This is a genomic window from Halalkalibacter sp. HAAS-P013, assembly GCF_056619925.1.
Window position 1 is genome coordinate 372,692 of sequence record NZ_JBWQTU010000001.1, and the last position, 18,375, is coordinate 391,066.

The 18,375-nt window shown below is 38.5% G+C and carries 18 protein-coding genes and 1 other RNA gene; 4 read left to right on the forward strand and 15 right to left on the reverse strand.

Annotated features, from left to right (window positions below; all coding sequences use genetic code 11):
• Positions 1-158: 158 nt before the first annotated feature.
• The 10 genes from AC1FXP_RS01980 to AC1FXP_RS02025 all read right to left on the reverse strand — a co-directional run bounded on the left by AC1FXP_RS01980 (position 159) and on the right by AC1FXP_RS02025 (position 9,582).
• Positions 159-719 (reverse strand): CBO0543 family protein, encoded by a 561-nt coding sequence (locus AC1FXP_RS01980; RefSeq protein WP_480058305.1) that lies wholly within the window; start codon positions 717-719, stop codon positions 159-161.
• 292 nt (positions 720-1,011) lie between these two features.
• Positions 1,012-1,944 carry a vanadium-dependent haloperoxidase gene (locus tag AC1FXP_RS01985; protein WP_480058307.1) on the reverse strand — a complete coding sequence of 311 codons (933 nt, stop codon included), beginning with the start codon at positions 1,942-1,944 and terminating at the stop codon, positions 1,012-1,014.
• A gap of 217 nt (positions 1,945-2,161) precedes the next feature.
• Positions 2,162-3,310 (reverse strand): THUMP domain-containing class I SAM-dependent RNA methyltransferase, encoded by a 1,149-nt coding sequence (locus AC1FXP_RS01990; protein WP_480058309.1) that lies wholly within the window; start codon positions 3,308-3,310, stop codon positions 2,162-2,164.
• A gap of 121 nt (positions 3,311-3,431) precedes the next feature.
• Positions 3,432-3,823, reverse strand: an RNA gene (rnpB, locus tag AC1FXP_RS01995) — RNase P RNA component class B.
• Positions 3,824-3,891: 68 nt separating this feature from the next.
• Positions 3,892-4,281, reverse strand: coding sequence for a reverse transcriptase-like protein (locus AC1FXP_RS02000; RefSeq protein WP_480058311.1), 390 nt, complete (start codon positions 4,279-4,281; stop codon positions 3,892-3,894).
• An 11-nt stretch (positions 4,282-4,292) separates the two neighbouring features.
• Positions 4,293-4,604, reverse strand: a complete 312-nt coding sequence (gene gpsB, locus AC1FXP_RS02005) for a cell division regulator GpsB (RefSeq protein WP_480058313.1) — start codon at positions 4,602-4,604, stop codon at positions 4,293-4,295.
• A 77-nt stretch (positions 4,605-4,681) separates the two neighbouring features.
• Positions 4,682-5,251: an SLOG family protein gene (locus AC1FXP_RS02010; protein WP_480058315.1), complete on the reverse strand. Its 570-nt coding sequence runs from the start codon at positions 5,249-5,251 to the stop codon at positions 4,682-4,684.
• A 60-nt stretch (positions 5,252-5,311) separates the two neighbouring features.
• On the reverse strand, positions 5,312-5,644 hold the full coding sequence (locus tag AC1FXP_RS02015; RefSeq protein ID WP_480058317.1) for a spore coat protein: 333 nt from the start codon (positions 5,642-5,644) through the stop codon (positions 5,312-5,314).
• A gap of 392 nt (positions 5,645-6,036) precedes the next feature.
• Complete coding sequence (locus AC1FXP_RS02020) at positions 6,037-7,302, reverse strand: ribonuclease H-like domain-containing protein (protein WP_480058319.1); 1,266 nt, start codon at positions 7,300-7,302, stop codon at positions 6,037-6,039.
• 15 nt (positions 7,303-7,317) lie between these two features.
• Positions 7,318-9,582 (reverse strand): DEAD/DEAH box helicase, encoded by a 2,265-nt coding sequence (locus AC1FXP_RS02025; protein WP_480058321.1) that lies wholly within the window; start codon positions 9,580-9,582, stop codon positions 7,318-7,320.
• 428 nt (positions 9,583-10,010) lie between these two features.
• Here AC1FXP_RS02025 and AC1FXP_RS02030 point away from each other — a divergent pair, with 428 nt between their 5' ends.
• Both AC1FXP_RS02030 and AC1FXP_RS02035 read left to right on the forward strand, forming a co-directional pair.
• A complete protein-coding gene (locus AC1FXP_RS02030) occupies positions 10,011-11,138 on the forward strand; it encodes an acyltransferase family protein (protein WP_480058323.1) in 1,128 nt (375 codons plus the stop codon).
• Positions 11,139-11,170: 32 nt separating this feature from the next.
• Positions 11,171-12,232, forward strand: coding sequence for a serine hydrolase domain-containing protein (locus AC1FXP_RS02035; RefSeq protein WP_480058325.1), 1,062 nt, complete (start codon positions 11,171-11,173; stop codon positions 12,230-12,232).
• Positions 12,233-12,324: 92 nt separating this feature from the next.
• On the opposite strand, the gene AC1FXP_RS02040 is transcribed toward AC1FXP_RS02035, so the two are convergent.
• Complete coding sequence (locus AC1FXP_RS02040) at positions 12,325-13,242, reverse strand: CAP domain-containing protein (protein WP_480058327.1); 918 nt, start codon at positions 13,240-13,242, stop codon at positions 12,325-12,327.
• A 213-nt stretch (positions 13,243-13,455) separates the two neighbouring features.
• Here AC1FXP_RS02040 and AC1FXP_RS02045 point away from each other — a divergent pair, with 213 nt between their 5' ends.
• Positions 13,456-13,632 carry a hypothetical protein gene (locus tag AC1FXP_RS02045; RefSeq protein ID WP_480058329.1) on the forward strand — a complete coding sequence of 59 codons (177 nt, stop codon included), beginning with the start codon at positions 13,456-13,458 and terminating at the stop codon, positions 13,630-13,632.
• Between the two features lie 161 nt (positions 13,633-13,793).
• Here the strand turns inward: AC1FXP_RS02045 and AC1FXP_RS02050 are convergent, their stop codons facing one another.
• Entirely contained in the window at positions 13,794-14,201 is a 408-nt protein-coding gene (locus tag AC1FXP_RS02050) for a VWA-like domain-containing protein (protein WP_480058331.1), read from the reverse strand.
• Between the two features lie 195 nt (positions 14,202-14,396).
• Here AC1FXP_RS02050 and AC1FXP_RS02055 point away from each other — a divergent pair, with 195 nt between their 5' ends.
• On the forward strand, positions 14,397-14,930 hold the full coding sequence (locus AC1FXP_RS02055) for a D-glycero-alpha-D-manno-heptose-1,7-bisphosphate 7-phosphatase (protein ID WP_480058333.1): 534 nt from the start codon (positions 14,397-14,399) through the stop codon (positions 14,928-14,930).
• Positions 14,931-15,125: 195 nt separating this feature from the next.
• Here AC1FXP_RS02055 and AC1FXP_RS02060 read toward each other — a convergent pair whose 3' ends face one another.
• From AC1FXP_RS02060 to AC1FXP_RS02070, 3 genes are all read right to left on the reverse strand, one after another.
• On the reverse strand, positions 15,126-15,740 hold the full coding sequence (locus AC1FXP_RS02060) for a hypothetical protein (RefSeq protein ID WP_480058335.1): 615 nt from the start codon (positions 15,738-15,740) through the stop codon (positions 15,126-15,128).
• Between the two features lie 135 nt (positions 15,741-15,875).
• Positions 15,876-17,189 carry a GntP family permease gene (locus AC1FXP_RS02065; RefSeq protein ID WP_480058337.1) on the reverse strand — a complete coding sequence of 438 codons (1,314 nt, stop codon included), beginning with the start codon at positions 17,187-17,189 and terminating at the stop codon, positions 15,876-15,878.
• Between the two features lie 151 nt (positions 17,190-17,340).
• Entirely contained in the window at positions 17,341-18,345 is a 1,005-nt protein-coding gene (locus tag AC1FXP_RS02070) for a LacI family DNA-binding transcriptional regulator (protein ID WP_480058339.1), read from the reverse strand.
• Positions 18,346-18,375 lie beyond the last annotated feature (30 nt).

The following is an 18,375-nucleotide window of genomic DNA, read 5'->3' on the forward strand; positions in this document are numbered from 1 at the left end:
GTATAACCCATAAGTACCTCTATAATTATGATACGACTGATGATTCAATTTAGAACCTTCTTAACTGCAGGAACGTTTGTTTGTACTAAGAAACAAAGCAAAGAGCCAACACCCCTTTTAAAGGTGTTGACTCAAAAGTAGTATGATAACTAATACAATCATTTAACAGACCAATAAATTTGAAAATGATTTCTTCTACTTAACCAATAACCGAATAAAAAAATCAGAAAATAAATAGGAAATGAGTAAAAATTGCTCCAATGAATCTCTTTATATAATCCTACATATTCAAAAAATGGCTCAGCTAAAAAAGCTGAAACAACTGAAAAAATGAGCCCTTTTAGATACGGTGAAGCATTCGGTTTATATTCGATCAACATTAAAATAAAAACAGGTAACAGAGTCCCATCCCAAGGTTCATACGCAGGAATCCACGGGATCATCTCATAGTAATAAACCCATAAACCTAATTGCACACCTAAAAAGTCTAAAAAAGAAGAAACCATAATAATACCAAAGCCAGCAAAAAGCATTCGATTTCTACTTTCTTTCTTGTGAAAATATGCCCAAATTACCCAAGGTATGATGCTTAAACTTACACCTAACCACCAAGGTCCAGTAAAAACTACATTGTTAATCCATTCTTGTATCATTTCAGATTGTGCTTGAGCCACTAGATTATAAAGTTCATTTGTCTTTTTGATGTAATTTTGATTCATGGAATTTATATATTTCTCCTCACAATTTTCCTTATTATTCTTCCATGAACCGATCCATTATACAGCTTTTTTATTTTTACATCCTTTATGATCTTTATATCCTTGTTCATCAAAATAAATTTACGTCCGGGTAATCGGCTGTTCTATAGAAAAAACAAAGGATACAAAAGTTGTAGCCATTGCCTTTTATTGCTTCTCCTCTTCATCTAATAACGACTCGTCAGACTAATTTTAGTAGTCCCAAAAAAGAGCCATTATCTTTTGGATGATGACTCAATCTGTAGTGTTGCATTTATGTTTTTTTCCATGGTTCCTTGATTTGGTACTCAATCAAGCGATTTAGATATAACAACGGTTTTGATACTTTACTAACATTATTGATAAATTTCACATCGCCTTGTACAAGAGAAGTACAGGTGGTAGGGAAATCATAAGGGATGAATTGTCGGAAGTTGTCTGGAAAAATATTTGCATCTAAAAAGTCAGTGTATGGTTGATCGATTGGTCTTAATTCACCATCTTGTTGCGTTATCAAATGATTAACAATAAGTCTACCAATATATCTTCCTAACCGGAGTCCTTCATCATTATCTGAAGGAAAGTGCACGCCAGTATATAACCTGCTTACTGCATTGTCTTCTGCAATTTTTTTCAGTTTTTCCGTCTCTTTTGGGAATAAATAACTTAGTAACACCTCTGTACAACCAGACATAGTTGCGTGACCTGATGGGTATGCAGGAAAGCGTGGTGTACATAACACAGTTTTCATCGACTGATCATATTGATTGGGCCTTGCTACATCCCAACGATATTTCAATTCCCATACGATAATCATTGTGTCATTTATAGCAGCCTGTATGACTGCTAACAACCGTACTGCATACGTAGGACTTAATCCATACGTATCAATTAAGCGGTCAATAACCGGTGTCCATTGCTTCGTAGGGACGCCTGTTCCATAGTATATCCCGATGTTCTTTTGCTCAGAAGTAAGATTCTCAAGTGTATTCTGAACGACCGTTAACTCTTGGTCGAAATCAATTAACTTAGGGTGTGTTATAGGTAATTTCAGCTTTTTTCCATTAGGATCAACAATCTTTCCTTTTTTGTTACGTTTAAAATAAAATAGAGACCATGAGCCAGCTAAAGGAGTCACCGGGTTAGTTGGTGGTGTCGATTCCCCGGCGTAAGGAGTTTTTGACCAGCGCAAGTAATCTTTTTTCAAGCTTTTCACACCTCTCTTTCTTCCTATATATTATGTATGAAAGATAAAATGGGAATGGACTCTATTTATGTCAATGTTAGTGAATAAATTAGGATTTAAGCTTTTTCTTCTCTATTTTAGCAAAATGCACTTTCATTATTACGCAAGCACAAGAACCATAATTAATGAATACACCTCAAAAAAGAGGTTAACTCAAAATGTGAGTTAACCTCTACTATCAGTCTGCTTCTTTTCTCGGCGGACGCGGTCCAAAAAATTGGTAATAATCAACCTTTAAATTCCCATTATAAAGTTTCCGCTTTTTTGTCGCTTTTTTCCCATAAAGCTCTTCAAACCCTTCATGAGATGTCAGCATATAAATCGACCATGTATCTAGAAATTGATTAAACGTCTTCCCCATATCTCGATACATTTCTTCTACTTCTGGACGTTCCCCTAACCGTTCACCGTATGGAGGATTCCCAATTAAAATCCCATACTCTCCGCGATGTCTAAAATCTTTCACCTGCATTTGCTTAAACGTAATCATATCACCAAATCCAGCTTCCATCGCATTGTTCGTTGCAAGTTCCACACTTCTATGGTCGATATCCGTTCCTAAAATGTCTAGAGGCTGATCGTAGTTCGCAACATCTTCTACCTCTTGTCGAGCTTCATTCCAACGATCTTTTCCAATCCAGTGCCAGTCTTCCGATACAAAGTCACGATTAAAGCCAGGTGCAATGTTTTGACCAATCATTGCTGCCTCAATTGGAATCGTTCCTGAGCCAGTGAAAGGATCTGCAAAAGGACGGTCAGGCTTCCATGGCGTTAACATAATCATCGCTGCCGCCAATGTTTCCTTCAGTGGGGCTTCATTGTGTAAGTAGCGATAGCCTCTTTTATGAAGGCCTGTCCCACTTGTATCAATCGTTAATGTCGCGACGTCTTTATGCAAAGCGACTTCTATTCGATAAAATGGTCCATCTTCATCAAACCAGCCGCGTTTATAACGCTTCTTCATACTCTCAACAACTGCTTTTTTAACAATGGCTTGGCAATCAGAAACACTGAACAACTTTGACTTAACCGACTTACCGATAACCGGGAATTCCGCGTGAACAGGAATTAAATCAGCCCATGGAAGAGCTTTTGTTTTTTCAAACAATTCATCAAATGTATAAGCCTTAAATTCTCCTACTTTTAATTTGACACGATCTGCTGTTCTTAGCCATAAATTCGCTTTAGGAATTGCTGAAATATCTGCTGTAAACGTTACTTTTCCATTTTCAACTTGTACATCATCATACCCTAATTCTTTTACTTCACGAGCAACAAGAGCTTCAAGCCCCATCGTTGCCGTTGCAATTAACGTCACTTTTTCCATTATGTACTCCTTACCAAAGATATTGCTTCTATTATACGATTTCAAACTTGTGATGACAAACATCGCAAAATAAAAAAAGCCCCTAAAAGGGGTTTTCTGTAAGAAAATCATCCATTAAACATTCGATAAGCCATGTTCTGTACCTTTGTACTACAAACGGTGATGAACCTCGTACTCCGGTGGCAATCATCTATCTACAAGGGATCTCTCCCTTGTCCTTCTCAACAGTTCAATTCCCGTTTAAGAAGATGCCCCTACCATATTTTGGGTTTCTCGCTCGTGGGGTTTACCTCGTTCCACTCCATTCGTTTCCAAATGGACTCCGTCACTGTGGCACTTTCAAAGGCATCACACCATATCAAAATGACGTAGGTGCTTACCTTGCCGTTAGTCCAGTCAAAACCAGACTACCCTAGCTTATTGATTGGCTAGGCACGATCACTACGGACATCGCAGTCCGTGCGAGCATGGACTTTCCTCTACACGACAAGCGTGCAGCGATTACCTGAATGTTTAACGTTGTCTTAAGCGACAAAAATAAGTATACCTTAAAAAAAGAATAGTTTCAACAGGAAATTATTTCAATTTTTTCGAATAGCCTGCCTTGCCAAAGAATCGGCATGTTTATTTTGGTTGCTTGGCACCCATTTCATAAAAAACAATTCGAATTGGTCAATTCGAGAGATCGCCTTCTCTAAATACGGTTGAAATCGTTTGTTTTTTACGTAGCGTTTTTCAAGTGCATCATCAATTAACTTCGAATCAGTCCGAAACGAGACAATCTTGATTCCACGTTCGATGCATAAATCTAGCGCAATAATGAGAGCCTCATATTCCGCCTCGTGATTGGACATTTGTCCAAGTGGAACAGAATGATTTTCAACCTGACCGTTTTTGTAGTTAATGAATACACCCGCTCCAGAAGGACCAGGGTCTCCCGCACTTGCACCATCAATATAAACGTCGATCATTGATGAATCTCCTACTCGTACAATTTACTACCAAATACTTTCTTCTCTAAATTAGATAATCGTTGAAGAATATCATAGTTTGTGCTGCCAACTGTTTGCGTTGGTGCTTGACGCTGCGATCTATCAGATAATTTCTTCACTTCACGCTTAAGATGTGCATTCTCTTGCTCTAGAAGCTCAACTTTTCGTTGAAACAGTTCGTAATCTTGTATAATAGCGTCTAAAAACTTATCGACTTCATCCGGATTATAGCCTCTCATGCTTGTTTTAAAATCTTTTTCAAGTATTTCTTTCGCCGTAAAGCGAATGTTTTGTTGGTTCATTTCCCTCACCTCTACCCACGTGTATGAACAGCTTTACTCTCTATTTTTCCAAAAGTTTGCCTTCTTGTCAATTTAAATTACGATTCCCACTCTGTACTAAAATTGTCGAATTGTTCTTCTTGCACTAATAAGCCTAGATCTGTCGGGGTAATAAATAATACAGGAAAGGACTCGCTCGCTTGTCGTTTTTTAGCTATTTCTAAATAGTATGTTGGAGAACCGGGCTTGTCTTCATCATAAAGCAATAGCAAGCCTTCTGCTTTTGCGATAATAAATTCGTTTTTTTGCCTTAATTGAACTGGATTGTCATACGGTCTTTTCGTTATGCTATCAACAAAATCGGCCTGACTAATGATGTCTTGGTAATATGATTTTGTAGCATCTTGCCAACGCTCTTCTTGATTTAGAAATGGCGTTAAAACAGCCAATTGCAATTGTGGGTATTCTTCTTTCAATGTAAAAACGACTTCAGCAGCCCATAATTCAACTCCTAGCTGACCGCTAATAATGACCCACTCTAACCCTTCTTCAACTAATGAACGCAAGCGATGTTCTAGCGCTTTTTTTATGTAATAAATTCCTTTATGTTTTTGATCAAAAATTCCTAGTTCATGTCCTTTATATCCTGAAACGGCAATGGTTTTCATTTTATCGCCTCTTTCTGATAGGAAGAGCGAACTGATATCAGTTCGCTCTTTTTTTCGCCATTAATAACGTCTGCCGAAGCCAAATCCTGGGCCTGCTTGAGGACCAAATCCTGGGCCTGCTTGCGGGCCAAATCCTGGGCCGAAGCCTGGAGCGGTTGGCCGCGCGAATTGCTGGTGAAAGATTTGTTGACTCTGAGATGTTGTATGCGGGAAGCTCGCAACATGTTTATAAACGTGATTTGTATTATAGTGAGTGTGTGATGGATATACATGTGGCACGATATACTCACACGTCTTATCGACAACTTGTTGTTGAGTCGGTGCTACTTGTGCAGGCATCACCTGAGTTGTTGTTGGAAGCTTACAAACTTTAGGTCTAGGTTTGCAAAACATAAGTTAATTCCTCCTTTTTTATTTGAGTCAATATTAACCTATGTCACAAAAGTATTTGTTGTACTAGTTGTTTGACCTAATTAACCGCCTAATCCCTTTAAACTCAATGGTTTGGGTCTCAGTCTATAAGAAAAAGAGAGCCGAGTCACGAATTTCACTCATAATAAACAAAGTTAAACCAATCATTACAAAAAATAATACTAAAATAGCACGATACATTTTGCTCACTCATTTCCTGAAAAGAATTACCGAAACATATTGTAATCGTTTCTGAACGTCTTGACAATTCCTTTTTTTGCATTACATAAACTTACAAAAATACCTATGACCTATGTTGAAACTTGTAAAAAAACCACTAACAGCGCGCTTCCCCAGGAAATGAGCGATACATGTTACTTACTGATTTTTTTCTCTAATCTTTTGATTCTTACATGAAGATCATTGAGCATTTTTTCTCGCTTCTCTTTCGGTTGATTTACTAAATATTCTTCATCTGCAAGAGCTAATTTTGAATAATAAATCGCTTTTTCATAATCTTTTATTTGATGTTCATTTATTTTAGAACATTCAATCGCTGCTAAGTACGTATACCTTTTTGTCCCAACAAGCAAAGAAAAGCTGTCTAATGCACTTTGCCAGCTCTTATCTTTCTTTAAGCACGTAGCGTAAGCAAACATGCTCGCTTCAGCTGCACTTGATCCTACTCCCTTTAATAATTCGTATTGAGCCAAAGCAATTTCTTTCTCCCCAATTGCCTCGTACCATCTTGCTACTTCATATTTTTCTTTACAATTCAAAGAAAATGAATCCCACTTAAGGATCATCGATGATAAATGGCTATATAGCGTCATTAAAGATAGGACATCCCACTCATGGTGTTGGAAGATTCCTTTCACATATTCAGGATTCGGATCTTGCAAAAAATCAAAATACAGCATAGGTGCCATGTAACTAGGCGTATCTTCTACCCTTTCAAATCCCAATATTTCCTTTTCAACAACAGCTAATTTACAAGATGGAAGAAGATCTTTCCACATTCGTCTGGATGCGTGAAGCAAATCAAAATGGCCAAATTTCGGAAGTTTTGGTACTTGATCACGAACGAACGTGTGACGAGTCTTCACTTGTGGCCAATCGAATGCTTTCCCGTTGTATGTTACAAGACTCCCTAAAGTTCCTACATCTGATAAAAAATTTTGATAAAGAGCTACTTCTGATTCTGGACCAGGTAAAAAATATTGCTTTATTCCAACATACCCTTCTTTAAATTTGGCATACCCTAGCATAAATATTGTATTCCCAACACCGCTGCTCAGACCTGTTGTTTCTGTATCAAAAAAAATTAATTCTTCAACCTCACGATCTTTCGCTGACAAAGGATGCGAATAAATATGTTCCTGCCACCTATTCACTATTTCTTTCGTCATGGAAAAGTCATATTTCCCATGTTGGTGGTCTAATGGATAATGTTGTTCCCTTATCATCGTATATTGATCCTCAAACCAAGACGGAGTGGTTTGAAAAAGACACCAATCATTCTCAAAAGGAACGAGCTTCTTTTCCTCCGTATTACTTGTAGGTAGCTGTTGTATGGATTCTTCTTCTTTTTTCTTTTCGATTCCCATGTGCTGTTTCATTCGCTGCAGCTTATTTTTCATGCCTACCCCCCTCCCCTACTTCGCTCTTAGTAGTCGTATAAATCGTTTTACTAAAGCCTTTATATTGCCTTCACCTGCACCAACACAAGCAGGGCAGCCTTGTTCACATCGACAATTTGTAATAAGATGATCAACTTGTCCTAAAATCGTCGGCAAATTTTGATACACCTCTTTCGCTAACCCAATTCCACCTGGGTAACGATCATAGAGGAAGATCGTTGGCATTTCAGAGTGTTCTGCTTTCATTTGAGGAACAACATGGAGGTCGTGACGATCACACATGACAAAAACAGGAGCGACTTGTTGGATCAATTGTGCTAACCCTGTTAATGCTTGGTCAAAAGGGCCTTCTCCAAATTGGGTGGTTATAGTAGAAGAAAAGCTGATCCACATTGCATTTGTATGAAGTTCTTCCTCTGGTAAATGAATGGGCCCTGAACCAATATTTTCAAAGGTTGATAGACGAATCTTCTTAAAAATCGTTGCTTTCGCATTTACCATGACATCCCCGTAGCTCACTGTAACCTCTTTTTCTGTTTGAATTAAATCCTCTTCTAATACTTTTAATTGAACAGCTAAGTTGGCATCAGTAAAATATTCTACGTCTACCTCACGGACAAAAGCCTTTTTCTCATCCCAATCTAAATATTCTACTTGGTACTGCGTTCCTTGATGTAAATAGATGGCTTCATCATGCAACAATGTCATTGCACTAAAACGATCCATTTCACCAATGACAGAAGGCTTAGACGCATCACTTTGATCGATAATTACAACGTTTTCCTGAGAAGCAGAACGTAAGCTAATGCCATGAGCAGGAAACGCATCGTTCATCCAATACCATTTATCTGCTCGTTCATGCAGGACATTTTCTTCAGTTAGAAATTCAAGGATATCCTTAATTTCCACACCATCAAACGATTCACCCCTTTTAAAGGGGAGTTCATAAGCGGCACATTTTAGATGATCAACGAGAATAACGAGATTATCTGGGTTGATCCGAGCTGATTCCGGGCTTTTATCAAAAAAATATTCAGGGTGCTGGACTATATATTGGTCCATTGGCGTTGAGCTAGCAACCATAATGATCACGGACTCATTTTGTCTGCGCCCAGCCCTTCCTGCTTGCTGCCATGCACTTGCAACTGAACCAGGGTATCCTGTCATAATACAAACTTGTAGTTGACCAATATCAACCCCTAATTCAAGTGCATTTGTACTGACGACACCAACGATCTCACCCTGTCTTAGCCCACGTTCAATTTCCCGTCGTTGCTTCGGTAAATACCCGCCACGATATCCGCGTATCGTATCAGGTCCAATATGCTTTTTTGTTAATGCTTGCAAGTGGCTTAAAATAATCTCAACACGTACCCTACTCCTAGCAAATACGATTGTTTGAATGTTATTTGCTAGGAATCGTTTAGCAAGGTCATTGACTTCAACTGTTGCACTTTTGCGGATATTTAGCGCTTGATTCACTATTGGTGGATTGTAAAAAAGAAAATGCTTTTTCCCTCTTGGAGCACCGTTTTGATCAACTAACCGCATCGGACTTCCCGTCAATTCTTCGGCTAGTTCTTTCGGATTCGCAATGGTCGCTGATGTACAAATAAAGATGGGATTGCTTCCATAATAATTTGCGATTCGTTTCAGCCTGCGGATGACGTTAGCAACATGGCTACCAAACACACCTCGATACGTATGAAGCTCATCAATCACGATGTACTTTAAGTTTTCAAAGAAAGCGACCCACTTCGTGTGATGTGGCAGGATGGCCGAATGCAGCATATCTGGGTTTGTAATCACGACATGGCCAGCTTTCCTAACTGCCTGGCGGATATTTGGCGCCGTATCTCCATCATAGGTAAAACATTTCAAGTCAATGCCCATTTCATCTATGATTTCATTGAGTTCGCTTTTCTGATCTTGTGCTAGCGCCTTTGTCGGAAACAAGTAAAGAGCTCGACTTTCCTCATTCTCGATAATTTCTTGCAGCACAGGTAAGTTATAACATAGCGTCTTTCCAGATGCTGTTGGTGTAACAGCAACAACATTTTCCTTTTTCCTAGTGTATTGAAAAGCCTCGGCCTGATGCGAATAAAGAGAGCCAATCCCCCGTTTTCTAAGTGCCTGTTGGATTTTTATGTCTAAGCTACTAGGAAAATCAATCGATTTCGCTTCAACTTCTTCCATTTCATGCCAATGAACAATTCGTTCTTTCCAATCATCATTCGTACGAAAATCATTTAATATATGTTGTAAGCTTTTTTTAAACATTACACACCTCAAATTCCTATATTAAAAAATAAGCTACAGTCCTTCTTCTATATAAATACGTCTGTCGTCAACATCACTAAATCTAGTTTACTTTTTTATTTTAGCGAATGTTTGTTTGTTTTTCTAGCATGAACGCTATGAATCTTATGAAAAAATACGATTAAATCACTTATTAATAATTGGTAGTTCTTCAAACAAAATGGATAACGATTGACATCTATTCGCCTTCCTTTTACCATTGTACGAAACATGGTTTAGCTAAATTAGAAATCTACAGTTTACAATTTTGTAATAAAGGGTATAGATTACTTGGGGCATGAGTAATCCTTAAGTACGTAATAACTTTCTCTTTAGCTTTTAAACTAGTCAAATTTTAACTTATGAAGCACTCGAAAGAAGAAAAATAGATAGAAAGATGTTGATTCGTTATGAGAAAAAAACATATAAATGAAATTTCTTTCTTGCGTAGTATTGCTTGTTTAAGCATTGTGCTGCTTCATTCGATTGCTTGGGGAATGGAATATGTTGGTTTTTTATTAAACCTGCCTGAATACAGTGAAATGATTCTCGATTCCATTAATGTTTTCTTGTATTACGGAACGCCTACTTTTATTTTTATTACCGCTTTCATATTAGGATATAGTTATAAGGAGAAAACTAGTATACCAAAGGGCTTTCTTACTAAGCGATTAAAATTTATTCTAATCCCTTATGTCTTTATGGCTTGTCTATACGCGGCCCCTTATGCCCTACTATCGTTAGAGCAATACACGCTGAAAGTACTTTTGAACATTTTCATCGGAGATTTCCATGCCTATTTTGTTCTAATCATTTTCCAATTTTATTTATTGTTTGTTTTGTGCAAAAAATGGTTAGATCACGCTCATCCAAGCAAAGTCATTTTTTATTCGCTTTTGATTAATGGAGCGTATTTATTTATTTTTAATTTTACAAATCCTATTGACTTTGTTTTTAGTGACTATGTGTGGGATCGATTTTATTGGATCCCCTTCCCTGGCTGGATTTTTTATTTTTCAATTGCTTATTACGTCGGGCAAAACTATGAAACATTCATCCGATATATTCAAAAATACAAAGCCATTGTCATAGCTGCTCCTTTTGTTACTGGGATTGCCCTCCTCTATTTTTATCATAGCGGGTTGATTACGATCCATAGTTCAAAAAGGATTGATATTTTATTCCATACGTTAAGTGTCATTGCATTTGTCGTATATTTCGCAATGAAAATGAAAAGAATTCCTTCTTTATTTATGATGGTCAATAAGTATTCATATGGGATCTATTTGCTGCATACAAGTTATATTTCTATACTAATTGTTTTCTTCACGTTGTTGTCAGTAAATTTTGGGATATTTACGATTCTCATTCTATTTGTAGCAAGTACATTATTCTCAATTATGACGATTTATTATTTAAATCGATATCACTTTGGAAAGTATATTGTTGGAAAGGTTGATATACCGACAAAAGTAAAAAAAGTTAGATCAGAAGCTGTTTTTGCCAGCAATAATCAACATTCAAATTCTGAGACATAACAACAAACATACTTTAGTTAGGGTGCATGATTATGATCGGACGAAAAAAGAAACTCCTGCTGCTGGCAGGAATGGTTAATATTTTAGCTTTCAGCCTTATTAACTGCAAACAATCAATCACTCAAGGGGATTCAACTTGGGAATACCACACCAATCCAGAAGAAGCAGGTTGGTCCAAAAAGAAATTAAATGAAGCAAAAGATTTCTATGATACACTTGGCTCTACAGCTGCCATGGTCATTTATGATGGAAAGGTTCTTGTTGAATGGGGAGATGTCACAAAAAAAAGCAATGTTCATTCGGTAAGGAAAAGCTTTTTAAGTGCCCTCTACGGCATTCATGTTGCAAATGGGTTGATTAATCTAGATGATACGTTAGAGGAGCTAGCTGTTTCGGATCATGAACCTTTATCCGTTTTAGAACAAAATGCAAGAGTCGAAGATCTTCTCACCTCCCGCTCTGGCATTTTTTTAAGGGCTGGCGAGGAGTCTTTAATGATGAGATGGAATCGTCCAGAACGTGAAGCCCATATACCTGGAACGTACTTTCATTATAATAACTGGGATTTCAATGTATTAGGAACGATCTTTAATGAAAAAACGAATACAGACCTTTTTAGCGAATTTCATGAAAGAATTGCCCTACCTCTTGGTATGGAAGACTATACACCGGAAGATTCTTTCTATAAGTATGAGCTTAATCGTACGATCCACCCATCTTACTTATTCCGTATGTCAGCAAGAGATATGGCTAGATTCGGGCAATTGTATCTTCAAAATGGCCAATGGGCTGGACAACAGTTGATTCCAAAAGATTGGGTCAAAACAAGTACATCTAAGCATACAGCTGTACCAGCTTCTAAAGAATATGGATATGGCTATATGTGGTGGGTGGCGCACAATGGTCGATTTCAGGATTTAGGTTTGTACTCAGCAATAGGACGTTACGGCCAATCAATTGACATTGTTCCAAAAGAAAACCTTGTTTTTGTGCATCGAGTAGATTCGGATCATTTTTTAAATCGCACGTTTAATCATGTGAATGATCGAGATCGGTTACGTTTATTAGAGATGATACTGGATGCTAAATTATAGAAATAAAAGAAAACAGGCTCATAATTGAGGAACATTGATAAAGGTTGATTATACCTTTCTTTGCTCCTTACCTTGAGCCTGTTTAATTCTTTTTAACGAGTTATGAACATTTGCGTCCAGTAATGTCCATTCTCCTGATATCCTACACCAATATGTGTATAGGAACCATTTAAAATATTTGCTCGGTGTCCTTCACTATTCATCCATGCTTGTACGACTTCTTCTGCTGAACGTTGACCTTGGGCAATATTTTCTGCTGCAGCTTGATAAGAAATATCGTGGTCCCTGATCATATCAAAAGGAGATCCATATGTTGGACTCGTATGTGAAAAATAGTTATTTTCTTGCATATCATTCGACTTTACTCTCGCAACATTGCTAAGTGGTGCGTCTGCCTGCAAATCTGGCAACCCATTGTTTCTTCTTTCCACATTTGTTAGTTCAATAACCCTTTGCTCAATCTCACTAATTCCCTCAGTTGTTTCTGCTTGAGGTGTCTCTTCTTGTTGATCTGCTGCTGGTGCTTCAGGCTGTTGCTCTGCAGGAGCTTCTGGTTGACCTGCTTCAGGTTGTTGTTGCTCTGGTTGAACAACTTCTGGCTCAGGAGCTGGTCCACCGCCTTGCCCTGGTGCCCCCCCTCTTCGTAAACGTTCAGCTATGTCTTCAGGAGAAAGTCTTGTTGCTCCATCTGGTAATAACCGAGCAATGTCTTCCGGTGTTAATTGATTAGCACCTTCAGGCAAATGTTGCATCACATCTCCCGGTAAAAGCCTTGCAATTTCTTCTCTAGATAATTGAACAGAGTGTTGTACTTCAAAGTCATATTTTGCATGTTGGACTTGGATTGGTCTTGTGTGAGGGTATTGTTCACTTGAAGCCGTTGTAAAATCACTTGAAATTTGCCCCTCTCCAACCCCCATTCCTTCCATTGCATTTTGATCATCTTGACAACCGCCAATAAATAGTAGAAAAGCGCTCATAAAAGCGACAAAGATAAATGTTCTCTTCATATTTTTTGCTCCCTTCCTTTTTATTTTTATTGTTCATCATATTTGTTTGAAAAATAGGTTTTTTTCGGTGGTAAATTTATGCAATTTAAAACTAATAATATTCGGTTTCTAGCATAAGTTGGCAAGGAACTCAGCGCATAACAATGCACGAAAAAACTGACCATAACTAATGTTTGATACACAGATTCAAACAATTTTGAAGGGGGAAGCAAAATGCAAATGTTTGGTCGTAAACGTAAAAAGAATGGAAATGGTTTAATGATGTCAGTTGTAGGCTTAGGAGTTGGAGCGGCTGCATATACGATGATGAGAAACAGAAATAATGGTGGGAACAACATGAACATGGAGCCCATCAAAGATATGTTGAGCCAAAATCAAAACCAACGCTAAACGAAAAAGAAAAGGGGATAAGTCAATCGACTTATCCCCTTTTCTTTGACAAAAATAAGGAGTTATCACAAAAGGTCTGCTTTTGACCTTTTGTGATAACCCCGAAGCAATGAGCCCATCTCTATTCCTGACTTTTGAGACAGTCCTATTTATATGTTCATCTATGCGATTTTAAGTGTTTTGCCAAAAGGCACCTTGGGAACAAAATCATTAGGAACTAACCACATAACATCATAATCTACCTTTAAATCTTCATAAAAATAACCTGTTACATCTGTAATATAAAACAAAATGTCGATATTTTCGCTTTCTCCCCATTCAAGAACTTCCGTATAAGAAGATTTCCCATGTTTATAATACGTCACTTTTGCTTTGTCGATAGCAGAGACGTCTCTAATTTTAAAATCCGACTGAACTAGCTGTGTTTCTGGGTTTAATTGTGCAAAAAGAGAAATGATGTTATCAATTAATTCTGTATTGACTTCGTTTGTTGATGTATCAACTGCTAATGCTATCCGCTTTCCATGATGACGTTGAAGTGTTGTCAGTAGTGCTTTTTGCCATTTCACAAAGCATCGCCCCTCAATAATCATTATCGTGCCATGATTATTTTGTTTTTCTAAAGCAAAAGATATTCTTATCAAACGAGGATAAATATCTAATAGAGCATCTAATGTCAGATATCAATTCAGCACCAAAATCAAATAAGCTCAATCGAAAACTTAGCGATCCGTACTATTTAGTTTCTAAAATGGAGGGAAAAGATGAAAAAAGCCGTTTTTCTAGACCGTGACGGGGTTATTAATGAAGTTTTAAGCAAAAGGGTTAAATTCGTGAACAACCCTAGTCAATTTTACTTATTAGAAGGTGTAGGTGAAGCAATACGTCTGTTTAATGAGGCAAGTATTCCGACATTCGTTGTCACAAATCAAGGTGGTGTCGGACTTGGCTTCATGAAAGAAATATCTCTAAAGAAGGTCCACAAAAAAATGATGGAAGAACTAGCAAAATACGGAGCTCATATTGATGATATTGCCTATTGTCCTCATAAACCTAAAGCCGGTTGTACATGTCGAAAACCAGAAGCACAAATGCTTTTGGATTTAGCTTCCACACATAATATTGATTTATCATCTAGTATTATGGTAGGAGATCGTGATCCAGACATAGAGGCAGGAAAGAAAGCTGGGTGTAAAACCGTATTTATCGGAGAAACATCAGAGAATTTCGCAGATGCAAACATCGTGTTCCCCCACTTATTAGCAGCAGCTCCTTGGATTTTAGAGGAGTTAACATAGTCAAATGGGGTGTCTCAAAAGGTCTGTTTTTGACCTTTTGAGACACCCCCGAAGCAATGAGCGAAGTCACTACATCTTTTAAAAGTCTTGAGAGGAGTGGGTTTCTCCTCTCAAGGCGCGTAGCGAACGGAGCCATTGCCACCTCTGTTCCGTACTTTTGGGACAACCCCTTTTTAGTGTGTTTGTTGTTTTCTGTTAATCCCAGTTGTTGTTCCAGTTATTGTTATTGTCCCACGGGTTCATTGGCGCTTGTTGACCAGCTTGCCAGTTGGCACTATCCGGTGTATATGTCTCATCATGCCCGGGGAATCCCGGTAGAGCTTCTCCCCATTGACCAGCTGGTACTTGTGGCATTCCCGTACTTGGAAACCCTGGTCCCGCCACGTGGCCTGGCCCCCATTGACCAACTGGTGCGTGCGGCATTCCTGCCTCTGGAAATCCTGGTCCTGGCATGTGGCCCGCTCCTACTGGTGCGTGCGGCATTCCTCCACCCGGAAATCCTGGTCCTGGCATATGACCCGCTCCTACTGGTGCATGCGGCATTCCTCCACCTGGAACCCCTGGTCCCGGCATATAACCTGCTCCTACAGGTGCGTGCGGCATTCCTGCACCCGGAAAGCCCGGTCCTGGCATATGGCCTGCTCCAACTGGCGCGTGTGGCATTCCAGCTCCAGGAAAGCTCATAGGAGTGGTGCCGCATTTGCCGCATTTACATCCTTTAGCAACTTGCTTTGGCTTTTGGATTTCCCACCCTGGACAAGTTGATTTGCTCATCGGTTGTTGCCAGTGGTTATGTGAAAATTGATTCATTTACAATTGCTCCCTTCCATACTTAGTTACAGTATCTATGGTATGCATACACCTATTGAGCGTTCAAATTAATTTTTTTAAAACAAAAAATGATCCAGCATGATCGGTCATTCATGCTGGATCATTTGTATTCATTTAAAGTCCGATTGCAAATAATGCAATTGCTAACACGACACCTAGAAGTGGCACAACAACCGTTAATGCCCCGAAAGCTGGATACGCATCTTTATGAGTTTCTCCTGCAATGGCGCGTATTGTCGTTACCGCATATCCACCATGCGGAAGGGAATCAAGTGCTCCAGATGCGAGTGCCGCTGTTCTGTGCATCGCATCAGCATTCACTCCCATTTCTAAATAATGAGGAGCGAGAAGTGGCAAGGCAATTGCTTGTCCACCTGAAGAAGATCCAGTTACCCCTGCGATTAAACAAATGGCAACAGCGCTTCCGATTAATGGATCACCAGGTAAGTTCGTCATAAATGCTACCGCATCAGCAAATGCCGGAGTTTCTCGTGCCACTCCACCAAAGCCTACAACAGCTGCTGTGTTCCCAATAGCAATCAAAGCCCCTGTTGTTCCTTCTTGAATAGCGTTTGAGAAATTCCTGAAATATTTATAATTTAGTACATATGTTGCAATTACCCCTGATAACAAAGCAATAATCAATGCTGACTTTTCTAAGAAGCCATGTGTAAAGAAAGTGACAACTAACACAACAATTAGCGGAATTAGACTAATATATGGATTTGGTAATTCTTCACGGCTATCTTCGGGATCATTGTCTCTTGCTTCAAATCTTTCTCCCTTGTTTACTGCTTTCTTAATCATCTGTTTTAACCACCAATAACCAAAAATGATCATAAAAACAGCAACAATTAAACTGACTTCCCAAGCTGCGTATGGCGTAGTACCTAAAAATTCAATCGGAATCCAGTTTTGAATTTCGGGTGAACCAGCTGAAGTCATTGTGAAGGTGACGGACCCAAAACCTAACGCAGCAGGAATAAACCGCCTTGGTAAATCCGCTTTCTTAAATAAGCTGACAGCCATTGGATATACTGCAAAAGCTACAACGAATAAGCTGACTCCACCATACGTAAGAACTGCACATGCAATCACAATAGCAAGAGCCGCTTGTTTCATTCCAATTTTTCCTACGATCCAACGAGCAACACTATCTGCTGCCCCACTATCTTCCATTAACTTACCGAATATGGCACCAACTAAAAACATTAAAAACCATGATGCCACGAACCCAGAAAATGTGTTCATATAACTCGTTAAAAAGTCAGCCGCTCCCGCTTCTGCCAATTGTGGAAAAATCGGTAAGCCACTAAAGATCGCACAAAGTAATGCTGCAAATGGAGCAGCAACTAATAAATTCATTCCCCGAACCGTCAAAATAATTAGTAGAGCCAGTCCACCAATTAGTCCAATAAAACTTAGCATTTTTCTCTCTCCTTTAACCTGCTAAGCCCTGAAACTAGCAGTTCATCTAACACATAATAAAGCGCTTTCCTTTTCGTATGCTAGTTTTTATCTATAGAGAAGGTGGGCAGAAGTAGAAGTAATTCCTTTCATTCTCTTTGCCCACTTTTTTTTACAATCGCTTTTTTACAGAATCTCTAATGATTAGTTCTCCTGGTAAAGCATGTATAGATGCTTTTTTCTCTTCCTCATCCATCTCATTCATTAATAAATCAACCGTCGAATTGACCATGGTATCAACGGGTTGTTTCCATGTTGTTAACGAATAGGAAGGCCAACTAGCCATACTAATATCATCAAATCCGATAACGGAAAGATCCTCAGGCACTCGTAACCCTAATGACTTAGCCGCATCAATCGCTCCAAGTGCTGTAATATCATTACCACAGAAAATACTATCAATTTGTCTTTTTGATTGTAGCAGTGTTTTCGCTGCTTCAAATCCACTTTCATAAGAATAGTTACCTATCTCAACGGCTATATCAAAAAAACCATGTTTCGCTAATGATTCTTCAAATCCTTTTTTTCGGTCAATTGTTGTTGATGTCTCTAATGGTCCAGAAATAAAGGCAAAATGCTTGTGCCCGGTTTCTACTAAATAATTGGCAATTTCCTGACCTGCTAAATAGTTATCGCAAAATACAGCACTATAATTAGAGTTTTCTATATAACGGTTAAACAAAATCACGGCAATATCATTTTTCAGAAACCGATTGACAGCAGATGAAGAAAGCAAAGCGTCAGTAATGATGACCCCATCGACATGATATTCGATCAAATGACTGATCTCATCTTCTTCAACAAGGTTGTGCTCTGAATTCATAAAAATTAAGTGATAGCCTTTTTCAGATAGTTTTGTATAAAATTTCTCAAGTACTTCTGGATAGAATGGATTTTGGATGTTCCTCATCACGATCCCAATCATTTTTGTTTTATTGGTGATCAAACCTCTTGCGATAGCATTCGGTTGATAACCTAATATGTCAGCTGCAGCAAGAATTTGGTTGCGTTTTTTTTCTGACACATTTGCACCTGAACCAAAAACTCTTGAAACCGTAGACTGCGAAACACCCGCTAATTTAGCAACATCCATTGAAGTAACTTTCTTTTTGGTCATTTTTATTCCCCCTTGAGTCAGGGAAATTAT